Genomic DNA, 12475 nt, shown 5'->3' on the forward strand with positions numbered 1-12475 from the left:
ATTGAATGAAAATCAATATGCCACGTTTTGATAAAGCACAGGTCCTAGTTGTCGGGGACCTAATGCTGGATCGTTATTGGCATGGGCCAACCTCAAGAATTTCGCCTGAAGCACCGGTGCCAGTGGTAAAAGTTGAGCAGAATGAAGATCGTCCAGGTGGCGCTGCTAACGTGGCATTGAATGTAACAGCCTTAGGGGCAGGTGTTTCTTTGGTGGGTTTGGTTGGTAAAGACGAAGCGGGTGAAGCGCTTCAGAAACAGCTGACCTCAGCTCGAGTGAACTGTGCTTTTTCGATTACCGAAGAAGAGCCGACGATCACTAAATTACGCATTATCAGTCGTCACCAACAGTTGATTCGCTTGGATTTTGAAGAAGCTTTCTCTGCTGAACACAGTGCAAGTATCCAATCAGAATTAGAACCTTTATTGGGTAATGTTGGTGTTTTGGTGCTGTCGGATTACGGTAAAGGTACTCTGTCTGATTGCCAAGGTTTAATCAAAGCAGCAAAAGCAGAAAGCGTGCCTGTGCTGGTTGATCCTAAAGGAAGTGACTTTAGTAAGTATCGCGGCGCAACCTTATTGACGCCTAACCTGTCTGAATTTGAAGCGATTGTTGGGCACAGTGCCTCTGATGAAGAACTTGTTTCTAAAGGACAGGCGTTAGCGAAAGAGCTTGAACTAGAGGCTTTACTAGTGACCCGTAGTGAACATGGCATGACCTTGATTCCAGCGGAAGGTGATGAGGTTCATTTCCCTGCACGTGCACGTGAAGTGTTCGATGTTACAGGTGCCGGCGATACAGTTATCTCAACACTTGCTTCAGCTTTAGCGGCGGGTGAGGAACTCACTAATGCTGTAGCTTTATCCAATATCGCAGCGAGCATTGTTGTTGGTAAATTGGGTACTGCGGCTATCAGTGCGCCAGAACTGCGTCGTGCAGTGACTAAAGAGCAAGGTGCTGAGCGTGGTGTAGTGACTGAAGAGCAGTTGCTGATTGCATTAGCTGATGCGCGTGCAGCTGGCGAGAGTATTGTTTTTACCAATGGTTGCTTCGATATATTGCATGCAGGTCATGTAGGTTATCTTGAGCAAGCAAGAGCCCAAGGTGATCGCCTTGTCTTGGCTATCAATAGCGATGAATCCGTTAGTCGTTTAAAAGGACCGGGTCGCCCTATTAATCCGGTTGAGCGTCGTATGGCTGTATTGTCCGGTTTGGAAGCGGTCGATTGGGTGCTGTACTTTACTGAAGATACCCCTGAACGTTTGCTGGAACAGGTGAAACCGGATGTCTTAGTCAAAGGCGGCGACTATGGCATTGAAGGTGTTGTTGGTGGTGAGTTCGTGCGTAGTTATGGTGGTGAGGTTCGAGTGCTTTCTTTTCTAGATAATTGCTCTACTACAGCCATTGTTGAGAAAATTCAGGGCGATAGCGACGAATAGTCGGCTATCGCACTCTTTTTAAGCTAGCTTAGATCGCAAGTTTACTGAGCGCGGTATTAGCCGCGTTCACATTACTAGCTAGATGCTTAGGATTGATTGTGCCGATAATGGCTGAGGCTACGCCAGGATGGGCATAAATAAAGTCAAAACTGGCCTGAATTGGATCTTGAGTTTGATCTAGGCAGATATGGCCAGAAGCGAGTGCCTTTTTAAGCAATATGCCTTTATTGTTTTGGGCTGCGTAGTCCAAGACGGCTTCTTCATCTCGATGGTTTAGATTGTAAGTCACCATCGCGCAATCAGATTTCTCTAAAGCTAATAATCCGCCTTCTACGGTCTTCGTCGACATACCAGTCGCGCGGATTTTGCCTGACTGTTTTAGTTCCTCTAGAACATCCAAAATACCGTATTTGCGGATGATCTCTACATCATTTCCATCAGAGTGTACCAGTAACATATCAATGTAATCCGTGTGTAAGCGTTTAAGGCTGCGCTCTACACTGTATTGCACGTGCTCCGGCGTGAAATTGAAGCCGGATTCACCAGTTGTATTGTCGAACTCTTCACCGACTTTTGAACAGATAACCCAGTCGTTACGCTGCCCTTTAAGCAAAGGGCCCAAGCGCTCTTCGCTATTGCCATAAGCAGGGGCTGTATCGATCAGGTTGATGCCTAAATCTTTAGCTTGTGCGATTAAATCAAGCACCGCTTTGTCATCAGGAATGGTGAACCCCGTTGGATACTTTACGCCTTTATCTCGACCGATCTTTACTGTGCCTAAGCCGATGGGTGAGATCTTTAAACTTGTTTGAGCTAGCTCGCGTTTAATCAAAACTCACTCTCCCATAAAGGCTGTGCGGTTTCCGGCTTAGAAAGTACTTTTAGAGGTGAAAGGTCAGTATCAGATGATATTTTCTTACATAAAGGTAACACCTGATCGGCTAAATCAGGCGATAGCGCTAATTTTGTTGGCCAAGCCACGATGCAATTGCCGACTTTCTGAGCAAAAGCAGAATCGGGTCTCGCTAGGGATGATTGCTTAGGTTCGGCGCGATTCACATGGAATGTGCTCCATTCGGCATTGGAAAGATCCACCCAAGGGAGTAAGTCTGTTAATGCCTTCTGAGCAAATTGAATCTGTTCAGCTGGAGAGCGATCTAAACCGGTTTCAGCAACATCGCCGCCAAGGTACCAAACCTGTTTGCCATCACTGCAAGGGTGTGTGGTAATCGTTGCTACCGGTTTACTGCCAGTACCAATGCAATGAGCAAACGTAGGTAAATTATGGTCGTGCTTGACCATCACCATATGCAAAGGGCGTTTTTGCATCTCGGGCTGTTCGAGTGTTAATTGACTAGCAATAGATTCGTAGCCTTCACCAGAGGTCAGAACCAACTGAGCTGTTTCCAGTGTTAAGTCATGCTCATTAAAGGCGATGCTCTGAACCTGTTGATCCTGAACCTGGATTTCAGCTTGGTTCAGATCTGCTTTGAATATTCGATCTTCAACAGGTGCTCTCAGTGCATCAATCACGGTTGGTACGTTTAATACCAGCTCATTCAAGCGGTAGAGAGACCCTTTAAATTTGGAATTTGAAAACACTTTAGGGCGATCTGATTTGGATACCTCTTCAACACGTCCGCGAAAGGCTTTGGTCGCAAAGAAGGTAGTCATGCGAGAGCCTAAGGAGCCCTTAGACCACATATAGTGAGCTTCAGATAGAACTTCTACAGAGGTAAGGTCTATTTCGCCGTTGCCATTTAGGCAATCACGCCAGCGTTGCGGCATCTCTTTGATTGTATTGGATGCTTGGGTCAGTACGCCGTTTAGCGCATACTTGGTACCGCCATGAATGATCCCTTGTGCACGGATGGTCTGTCCGCCACCTAAGGTGTCTTTTTCTAGCAAAATGGCATTTAAGCCATCTTTTACTGCTCTATTGAGAAGCCAAAGGCCAGCAACGCCGCCGCCCACGATTACGAGATCAAGTTTAAGTGTATTCATAGACGGCATTATAAGCATGGGGGCGCTTAGGAGCTAGCCGATGCATGTTATACTAGGTGACTTTATTGTCGACTGATGTGCTCACTTTTTATGAATCGCACTCTCTATACTTGCCTGTTTTATATCGCTCTACCGTTTATTTTGCTGAAGTTATGGTTGCGAGGGCGTAAGGCGCCTGCTTATCGCCAGCGTTGGCAGGAGCGACTTGGTTTTTTTCAATCGCCAGCTTTTGATGATCGTCCTTTATGGATTCATGCTGTTTCTGTCGGTGAGGCACTGGCGATAATTCCTCTCGTTAAGCTGATACAAGCCCGCTATCCGCAGCTGCCCATTGTGATGACTACTATGACGCCGACGGGAGCTGAAAGAATTATCGATACTTTCGGTGATAGTGTTACTCACTATTACTGCCCTTATGATGCGCCTTGTGCGATTAATCGTTTTCTTTCTAAAGTGAAACCGCGCGGTTGTGTGGTCGTTGAAACTGAATTATGGCCAAACATGATTGCAGGTTGTGCCAAACACGATGTGCCTGTGTTAGTCGCAAATGCACGTTTATCAGCAAGATCTGCAAAGGGCTACGCTCGTTTCAGCAAGATGACTGATCAGATGCTAAAGCAGATTACTAAGATAGCTGCGCAAAATAGCGTTGATGGTCAGCGCTTTGTTGATTTAGGCCTTCCAAAGAGTGCTTTGGAGGTAACCGGATCAATAAAATTTGATGTCTCAGCTCCAGAAGGGAGTGAGCGTTTGGCTGTCGCCTTGCGAGAAATGTGGGGTGCGGATCGACCGGTCTTTATTGCGGCAAGTACGCATGAAGGCGAAGAAAGTACGATCTTAAATGTATATCACAAGCTGTTGGAGGGTATTCCAGGGCTATTGCTGGTCATTGTGCCTCGCCACCCAGAACGATTTGACGGAGTTGCAGAGCTTATAAAGCAGCAAGGCTTTAAGTTGGCGCGTCGTAGCTTAGGTCAACAACCGAGTCCTAAAACTCAGGTGTATCTTGGTGATACTATGGGTGAACTTATGAAATTGTTAGCGGCGGCTGATATTGCGTTTGTTGGCGGAAGTTTAATTGAGCGCGGTGGGCATAATCCATTGGAGCCTGCAGTTTTAAAGAAAGCCGTAGTTATGGGACCGCACTTCTTTAACTTCCAAGTTATTTGCGACTCGTTACGAGAAGCTGGCGGGTTGGTTGTAGTCGAAGATGAAAGTGCATTGCAGCAACAGATCGAGAAGTTGATACAAGCGCCTGCTGAAAGAGAGAAAATTGGCGAGTTAGGTCAGGCCTTTGTAAAGGACAATCAAGGCGCATTGGATCGTTTATACGCCTTGACTGAGCGGGTCTGCATTAATAGAAATTAATGCAGACGAACCATTAGGCGTTGCTAGTGGTTCGTCTGTCCATCTCTTCGCACAACCAGTGCCCTACAAAAATGTGGGCTTCTTGAATGCGTGCTGTTTCATCAGATGGCACGCGGATTAAGTGGTCGGCAATATCGTTTAGCTTACCACCGTGAGAACCTGTCCAAGCCCAAGTGGTGCAACCGATCTCTTTCGCCGCTTCAATCGCATCGATCACGTTAGCACTGTTGCCTGAAGTCGAAATACCGATGATCAGGTCTTCAGGCTTAGCTAGTGCTTGTAGTTGACGAGTAAAAACAGAATCATAACTGTAGTCGTTGCTGTGAGCGGTAAGAATCGAAGTATCCACTGTAAGTGCTATCGCTGCGAGTGGGCGACGTTCCGCCTTGTAACGTACAACAAACTCTGCTGCTAGATGCTGGCTGTCGGCGGCGCTGCCGCCGTTACCCATAAAGATCAATTTTCCGCCTTGGTTGAAGCATTGCTCAATTTGATCGGCAAGCAGTTGGCTATCAGCAGCAATTTTGTCTAACTGGTTAAAGGTATCAAAGTGGCGTTGTAGCGCATTTGAGAATGACATATTAAGCTCCAGATAGATCGAAAGTCAGAGTTTCACCCGCTTGTTCAGCAAAGGCTTTACCGAAGAAATCTTCAAGCTTTTGGCCGTCGCTATCTAAAACCCAGCTGTGAAGGCTTTCATCATAGTCAAAGTGGAAACCACCGCTCTTGGTTGCCAACCACAGTTGTTTAACAGGAGCCTGACGGGTAAAAATAAGCTGAGTGCGGTTTTCACAGATGATCGTTAGGATCCCGCCACCGAACTGAACGTCAATGTCGGTTTCTGCATCATCTAGCACCTCTTCAATCTGCTCTAATGTTTCTTCAACCAGATCGTTAAATTCGCTTTCAGTCATGTTTACTCCGGCGCTATTGCCTTGAAATCGTGTTTATAGAGGCGAAGTATATCAAGCAATAGCTAAAAGCCGAAGAATGGTTCTCATTAACTCCCAAAATTATCGATTAAAAGGCAGTTTTTTCTTTATATCTACTTGGATATGAAAAACGTTTTTATGAAATCTCTGTGAACTAGGTATAATCGACGCATTAGACCGTTTAATGGGATTCCCACTGTGAAAACGCAGACCAAACGAATTGGATTAGTTGTCCTGCTTAGTATGTTAGTACTGGGTGGATGTGGCCAGAAAGGCCCTTTGTATCTGCCTGATGCAGAAAATCAGAAAAAATCACAGCAGAAGTAAGAGAATTTTCATGGATTCATTCGAATATAAAAATGGGCAGCTCTGCTGTGAAGAAATTGCTTTAACACGCGTTGCCGAAGAGTTTGGTACACCAACATATGTGTATTCTCGTGATGCACTTGAGCGTGCTTACCTAGCATACGCAGATGCATTAGAAGGGCATGACTCATTAGTTTGTTATGCCGTAAAAGCTAACTCCAACATTGCAGTGCTAAATGTTCTTGCGCGCCTAGGTGCAGGTTTCGATATTGTTTCTGCCGGTGAGCTAGAACGTGTTCTACGTGCAGGTGGCGATGCTTCTAAAGTTGTTTTCTCAGGTGTTGGTAAACAGCCAGCAGAGATTGCGCGTGCTCTCGAAGTAGGTATTCGTTGCTTTAACATTGAGTCAGAAGCTGAGCTTGAGCGTGTAAACGAAGTCGCTGGTGCTGAAGGCAAAGTGGCTGCGATCTCATTCCGTGTGAACCCAGACGTAGATGCAGGTACCCATCCTTATATCTCTACAGGTTTGAAAGAGAATAAGTTTGGTATCGATATTGATGAAGCTGTACGCATTTATGGCCGCGCAGCTCAGATGGAAAATGTTGATGTTGTCGGTATGGATTGCCACATCGGCAGTCAGCTAACGGAAGTTACTCCATTCCTAGATGCACTCGATCGTGTATTGGTACTAGTAGATCAGTTAGCTGAGCAAGGCATCACAATTAAGCATTTGGATTTGGGCGGTGGTCTAGGTGTTTGTTACACCGATGAAGTGCCTCCAACGCCTCAAGAATATATTTCAGAAGTTCTTAAGAAAGTTGAAGGTCGTGACCTTGAGCTGATTTTTGAGCCTGGTCGTTCTATCGCGGCCAATGCCGGTGTAATGTTGACTCGTGTTGAGTTTTTGAAGTGCACTGGCGAGAAAAATTTCGCAATCATTGATGGTGCAATGAATGACTTGATCCGTCCATCTTTATACAGCGCTTATCAGGAGATTGTTCCGGTAATGTTGCGCGAAGGTGGTGAAGAGAAACAATGGGACCTTGTAGGTCCTGTTTGTGAAACGGGTGACTTCTTAGGTAAAGATCGTGCGCTAACACTAGAAGCTGGTGATTTACTCGCTGTTTGTTCTGCAGGCGCTTATGGCTTTGTGATGGCGTCTAACTACAATAGCCGTGGTCGTCCTGCGGAAGTGATGGTGGATGACAATCAATTCCACCTGATTCGCAAGCGTGAAACTCTGGCTGATCTAGTTAAGGGTGAACAGCTGTTACCTAAGGATCGTTAGGGGTTATTGATGTTAGTCCGTTTTACCAAAATGCACGGTTTAGGTAATGACTTTATGGTGCTGGATCTAGTGACCCAGCGCGTAAAAGTTACGCCTAAACTGGTAAAAAAGCTTGGTGATCGTAACTTTGGTGTAGGGTTCGATCAGCTATTAATCGTTGAGCCGCCTTCAGATCCAGATGTGGATTTTCGTTACCGGATCTTCAATCAAGATGGCTCAGAGGTAGAGAACTGCGGTAATGGTGCCCGTTGCTTCGCCAAGTTTGTTCGCGATAAGCGCTTAACGGGTAAGTCCGAAGTTGTCGTGCAGACGGCTAATGGCCGTATGTGCCTGAAAATTCGCGAAGATAAGCGAGTTGAGGTCAATATGGGTCAGCCTATATTGCAGCCTTCAGAGATCCCTTTTGCGGCCGACCAGCAAGCAATTACTTACCCTGTTGAGGTTGACCATCAAGGCGCAGCTGAAACAGTTGAATTAAGTGCGGTATCTATGGGCAACCCGCATGGGGTTTTGGTTGTGGATAACACCGAAACAGCGCCAGTAGAAACATTGGGTCCAGTGCTAGAGCCTCATACGTGCTTCCCTGCAAAAGCGAATATCGGTTTTATGCAGGTATTGGCACGCAATGAAGTTAATTTGCGTGTATTTGAGCGTGGCGTTGGTGAAACGATTGCTTGTGGTACCGGTGCGTGCGCCGCGGTTGTTGCAGGAAAATTGCGCGGTCTGCTCGATATGCCTGTGACAGTTCATCTTCCTGGTGGCGATCTTGAGATCGAGTGGCAGGGTGAAGGCCATCCCGTTATTATGACAGGGCCAGCAACAACGGTTTATGAAGGACAGATCTTCGTATGAGTGAAGAAACAGGACAGATTAACGAAGCTCAGGTAGCGGAATACCTCCAGCAACACCCTGACTTTTTCACAGGTAATGCAAAATTACTGGAAAAATTACACGTACCTCATGAGACAGGTCGAGCTGTCTCTTTGGTTGAGCGTCAAACTACGGTTCTTCGTGAAAAAAACCAGAATCTAACAGCGCACCTTTCTGATCTGATCGATATTGCACGACATAATGATCTGCAGTTCGAGAAGACCAAGCGTATGGTATTGGCATTACTGGAAGCTGAAACGCTGGATGATATTGCTGTAGCGATTGATGAAAGCTTATGTCAGGACTTTGCTAGCGATAGCACAGCGTTGATTTTGTTCACGAGCAAACCTTTAGATGTGAATAACCTTCGACTTACTCTGCGTGAAGATGCTGCGGTGATTGATAGTTTGGTAGGTACTAATCTACCTAGCTGTGGACGCCTGTCTGATGCTGAAAATGAATTCATTTTTGGTGATGAAGCTATCAAAGTTCAATCCGCTGCTGTTGTGCCGTTAGTGCAGGGCGAAACTTTAGGTTTGTTGGCAATTGGTAGCTTTGATGCGAACTACTTTACCAGTAGCCAAGGCACAGTATTGCTAAGCTATGTTGGTGAAGTATTAAGCCGCGTAGCTTCTCGTATTCTGCGTCAGCAGGATCATTAAAGAAAGATAGGGGAGAGAGTTGAAAGAAGCGCTGTTAGAGCAGTTTCTTCATTACCTAGCGACTGAACGCCAGCTCTCTCCTCACACCCTCGATAATTACAGTCGCGATCTCAACAAACTACTCGATTTTACTGAGCAACAGACCCTGACTGAATGGTCTTCGGTTGAGGTTAAACACATTCGCCAGTATGTAGCGATGCTACATCGTAAAGATCTGGCCGGTAGCAGTATTCAGCGCTCTCTGTCAGCTATCCGTAGTTTCTATAATTTCCTCTCTCGTGAATCGGTAGTAGAGCAAAACCCTGCTGCAGCCGTGCAAGCGCCTAAATCACCCCGTAAGCTGCCCTCTACACTCGATGTTGATCAGATGGGAACACTGCTCGATGTACCCGTGACCGATAACATTTCTGCTCGGGATGCCGCAATGATGGAGCTTATGTATTCATCTGGACTGCGTGTATCAGAGCTGGTGGCTATCGACCTGTATAGTTTGGATCTTTCCGAGGGAAGCTTGAGGGTCGTGGGCAAAGGCCGTAAAGAACGTGAATTACCCATAGGGCGGAAGGCACTTGAGGCTTTAGATCGATGGCTCGATGTGCGTCACGAATTGGCTAACTATGATGAGAATGCGCTCTTTGTTAGTAAGCGTGGTAGCCGTATTACGGTTCGCTCGGTGCAGCAGCGGATGGATTATTGGGGTAAATATCTAGGTGTGAATGGTAAAGTTCACCCGCATAGACTCCGTCATAGTTTTGCTAGCCATATTCTTGAATCCAGTAGTGACCTTCGTGCCGTACAAGAGCTCCTAGGGCATGAGGATATATCCACAACACAAATCTATACTCACCTAGATTTCCAACATTTAATGAAAGTGTACGAAGGTGCTCACCCTCGTGCACGGAAAAAGAGCCAGAAATGATACGCTGCATTACCTTTGATCTTGATGATACTCTCTGGGCTGTCGACCCTGTTATCCTGCATGCAAACCAAACTATGTTTACTTGGATATCTGAGCATGCATCGGCATTTTTACAGCATTACAAGTTACATGATCTTGCTGTTTTGCGTCAGATCGTTTTAGAAGATGCTCCAGAGATTGCCCATAGTGTAACGCTGATTCGGATGGCGCAGTTGAAGTATGGTCTTCGAAAAGCGGGTTACAGCGCGGATGAAGTAGAAGCCTTGGCTGCCAAAGCTTTTGACGTGTTTATTCAAGCCCGCCAGGAAGTGGTCTTTTTTGAGCATGCACGTGAAGTTTTATTGGAATTGAAGCAGCAAGGTTATCAGTTGGGTGCGTTGAGTAATGGTAATGCTGATATTCATCGAGTGGGCCTAGCCGATCTGATCGATTTCCAATTCAAAGCAGATGATGTCGGGCAGATGAAGCCGCACCCATTAATGTTCGAACAGATGTTAGCGCACACGGGCTTAAGACCGGAGCAGGTTATCCATGTGGGGGACAATCATGAACATGATGTGGAAGGTGCTGCCGCTGTCGGGTTGTGGACAATTTGGGTTAATCTGCAATCGGGTGATAAATCACCTAGTGCGTCTGCTCAGGTATCTTGTTTAAGCGAGTTGCCGGCGCGAGTTGCTGAAATTAATCAGCAAGCTCACAACCGTATAACTCTCTAAGGTAATTATTTAACTTTAAACTGGCCTACTATTTGTTGTAAGTAAGCCGCTTGTTTAGCGACTTCTTCACTCGCTTCAGCATTTTGACCAACTTGTTCGCTGGCTACCTCGACAATCGTTTGAATTTGCTCAGCATTGTTGTTGATATCACCTGCCATGGCAGTCTGTTGTTCAACAGCCGCAGCCACCTGAGATGTCATATCGACAATGTTGGTGGCGTCATTCATGATTTTATCCAGTGCGCTAATGCTGGTTCCTGCCTCTTCTGCACTTTGAGCACTTACCTCGACACTACGCATCATTAAGTTGGATACTTGACCTGTTTGCTGCTGTAGGTCATTAATCATGACATCGATCTCAGTCGCGGATTCTTGGCTTCGACCAGCCAAACCTCGAACTTCATCCGCAACGACTGAGAAGCCGCGGCCATGATCACCTGCGCGCGCAGCTTCAATGGAAGCGTTAAGTGCAAGTAGGTTAGTTTGTTCGGCAATCCCTTTAATAACATCTAGTACTGTGCCGATCTTAGTACCGTTTTCTTCTAACAGAGTGACAGCCTCGGTACTTTGGCTAGCACCTTCTGCTAGGTTGTTAATATTCTCGATTGCGTGACTGATGATACGTTGGCCTTCAGCAGCGCTTTGTTGTGAGTGGCTTGCAGTTTGCGCAGTCAATTCAGTGTTATGAGCAATCTCTCGCATAGCACTTTCCATCTCTTGTACAGCGGCAGAGACTTGGATTACTTGGGCTTTTTGAGTTTCTAAGCCTTGAGAGGTTTCAACAGCGATTGCGGACACTTCTTCGGCAGCGGCGCTTAGTTGCATTGAAGAGTTGTTAACACGATCGAGCAAGCTTTGGAATTCAGACATCATGCTATTAAAGCTATGTCCCATATCACTTAATTCGTCCTTTGAGACAACATTGTAACGGACGGTCAGGTCTTTATTTTCTTTGGCATTGCCCATTACTTTTTGAAGGTTGCGTAGGCGAGAAATGATATTGTGAGCTATCCATAGGGCTATTGCAGATACGATGCCTGCGATGATGATGGCTTTTATGCTTGAGAAAAGCTGGATCGAAGCTATTTCGTTTTCTAAACGCTCCGTAATTTCGATAACTTGTTCGTCAAGTAAAGTCTCTGATTTGTGAATTGATTTCCTCATTTCGCCTAGAAGGCCTTGCTTGCTGCTGAGTCCAAGCTGTTCGTAGTTGTCGATCAGGGTCAGGAATTTAGAACGATAGACAGATAGCAACTGTTTAGTTTCGGTTATATCGCTTTCGTTGAATAACTCAGTTTCTAGGTCGTTATTTAATTTTTCAAAATTAGCTTCAAATTTTTTGCGGTATTTCAGGTCTTTACGGATAAGGAAATCTTTTTCATTGCGGCGTAATTGCAGAATATCGGCTAAGAGATGATAGTTATCTAGCTCTTTTACTTTGCTTTCAGCACCGTGTACTGCCTTGCGAAGCTCTCCGCGTAGGCCTTCATTGTGAGATAAACCGATCTCCTGCTTCAATTTCACTAACTGATGGAAATTATCGGCATAAGTATCAATGATTATATGTAGATCTTTAGTTTTCTCGTGCGGAATACCGGCGTGGTCTAAGTGCTCTTCAAGAGTGGTTATTTCGGCTTGAAATGCAGCAACGGTATCGTCAAAGCGTTTTAGGTATTTGATATCGTCTCGAGCTAAGAAGTCTTTTTCATGGCGTCGCAAGGTCAGCATGCTGCTTTCAAGGTTGCTGACTTCTGTTTCAGCATCTTTCAAGCTGGAAACGTTGTTGATTGCAAAATGGAGCATGCCGTACATCGATGCGATCGAAATGATAATGAACGTTATTAATGCCGTTAGTTTGAATTTTATTGTCATTTTTACTGCGCCTAGGAATAAAATTTGAGAGCTGACCTATCCCTGTCTGCAGAAAATTCAATATCGCTTATAAACTTAGTACAAATGATCTTGTTTGCGA

13 protein-coding genes are annotated in these 12475 nt (G+C 45.7%); 8 read left to right on the forward strand and 5 right to left on the reverse strand.

Annotated elements, in window-relative coordinates; genetic code table 11:
- Nucleotides 1–5: 5 nt before the first annotated feature.
- Complete coding sequence (gene hldE / locus ACMXYX_RS01330; RefSeq protein ID WP_415906407.1) at nucleotides 6–1439, forward strand: bifunctional D-glycero-beta-D-manno-heptose-7-phosphate kinase/D-glycero-beta-D-manno-heptose 1-phosphate adenylyltransferase HldE; 1434 nt, start codon at nucleotides 6–8, stop codon at nucleotides 1437–1439.
- 28 nt (nucleotides 1440–1467) lie between these two features.
- Here the strand turns inward: hldE and ACMXYX_RS01335 are convergent, their stop codons facing one another.
- A complete protein-coding gene (locus tag ACMXYX_RS01335) occupies nucleotides 1468–2271 on the reverse strand; it encodes an aldo/keto reductase (RefSeq protein ID WP_415906408.1) in 804 nt (267 codons plus the stop codon).
- Nucleotides 2268–3443, reverse strand: coding sequence for an FAD-dependent oxidoreductase (locus tag ACMXYX_RS01340; protein ID WP_415906409.1), 1176 nt, complete (start codon nucleotides 3441–3443; stop codon nucleotides 2268–2270). Before ACMXYX_RS01340 ends, ACMXYX_RS01335 begins: the two co-directional genes overlap by 4 nt.
- A gap of 90 nt (nucleotides 3444–3533) precedes the next feature.
- Here ACMXYX_RS01340 and waaA point away from each other — a divergent pair, with 90 nt between their 5' ends.
- Entirely contained in the window at nucleotides 3534–4811 is a 1278-nt protein-coding gene (gene waaA, locus ACMXYX_RS01345) for a lipid IV(A) 3-deoxy-D-manno-octulosonic acid transferase (protein ID WP_415906410.1), read from the forward strand.
- A 13-nt stretch (nucleotides 4812–4824) separates the two neighbouring features.
- Here the strand turns inward: waaA and ACMXYX_RS01350 are convergent, their stop codons facing one another.
- Complete coding sequence (locus ACMXYX_RS01350) at nucleotides 4825–5391, reverse strand: SIS domain-containing protein (RefSeq protein ID WP_415906411.1); 567 nt, start codon at nucleotides 5389–5391, stop codon at nucleotides 4825–4827.
- A gap of 1 nt (nucleotide 5392) precedes the next feature.
- The gene (gene cyaY, locus ACMXYX_RS01355; RefSeq protein ID WP_415906412.1) at nucleotides 5393–5725 is read right to left on the reverse strand and encodes an iron donor protein CyaY; all 333 of its coding nucleotides are present in this window, start codon (nucleotides 5723–5725) and stop codon (nucleotides 5393–5395) included.
- Between the two features lie 216 nt (nucleotides 5726–5941).
- Between cyaY and lptM the strand changes: the two genes are divergently transcribed.
- The 6 genes from lptM to ACMXYX_RS01385 are packed head-to-tail and all read left to right on the forward strand — an operon-like array spanning nucleotide 5942 to nucleotide 10504.
- Nucleotides 5942–6070 carry an LPS translocon maturation chaperone LptM gene (gene lptM / locus ACMXYX_RS01360; protein ID WP_415883207.1) on the forward strand — a complete coding sequence of 43 codons (129 nt, stop codon included), beginning with the start codon at nucleotides 5942–5944 and terminating at the stop codon, nucleotides 6068–6070.
- A 10-nt stretch (nucleotides 6071–6080) separates the two neighbouring features.
- Nucleotides 6081–7337, forward strand: a complete 1257-nt coding sequence (gene lysA / locus ACMXYX_RS01365; RefSeq protein ID WP_415886672.1) for a diaminopimelate decarboxylase — start codon at nucleotides 6081–6083, stop codon at nucleotides 7335–7337.
- A 9-nt stretch (nucleotides 7338–7346) separates the two neighbouring features.
- Nucleotides 7347–8189, forward strand: coding sequence for a diaminopimelate epimerase (gene dapF, locus ACMXYX_RS01370; RefSeq protein WP_415897388.1), 843 nt, complete (start codon nucleotides 7347–7349; stop codon nucleotides 8187–8189).
- Nucleotides 8186–8869 (forward strand): DUF484 family protein, encoded by a 684-nt coding sequence (locus ACMXYX_RS01375; RefSeq protein ID WP_415897389.1) that lies wholly within the window; start codon nucleotides 8186–8188, stop codon nucleotides 8867–8869. The genes dapF and ACMXYX_RS01375 overlap by 4 nt, the downstream gene beginning before the upstream one ends.
- 19 nt (nucleotides 8870–8888) lie before the next feature.
- Nucleotides 8889–9788: a tyrosine recombinase XerC gene (gene xerC / locus ACMXYX_RS01380; protein ID WP_415883211.1), complete on the forward strand. Its 900-nt coding sequence runs from the start codon at nucleotides 8889–8891 to the stop codon at nucleotides 9786–9788.
- The gene (locus ACMXYX_RS01385; protein ID WP_415897390.1) at nucleotides 9785–10504 is read left to right on the forward strand and encodes an HAD family hydrolase; all 720 of its coding nucleotides are present in this window, start codon (nucleotides 9785–9787) and stop codon (nucleotides 10502–10504) included. The genes xerC and ACMXYX_RS01385 overlap by 4 nt, the downstream gene beginning before the upstream one ends.
- Nucleotides 10505–10509: 5 nt before the next feature.
- Here ACMXYX_RS01385 and ACMXYX_RS01390 read toward each other — a convergent pair whose 3' ends face one another.
- A complete protein-coding gene (locus ACMXYX_RS01390) occupies nucleotides 10510–12375 on the reverse strand; it encodes a methyl-accepting chemotaxis protein (protein WP_415897391.1) in 1866 nt (621 codons plus the stop codon).
- Nucleotides 12376–12475 lie beyond the last annotated feature (100 nt).

It is taken from the genome of Neptuniibacter sp. QD72_48, from assembly GCF_047778065.1.
Classification (GTDB): domain Bacteria; phylum Pseudomonadota; class Gammaproteobacteria; order Pseudomonadales; family Balneatricaceae; genus Neptuniibacter.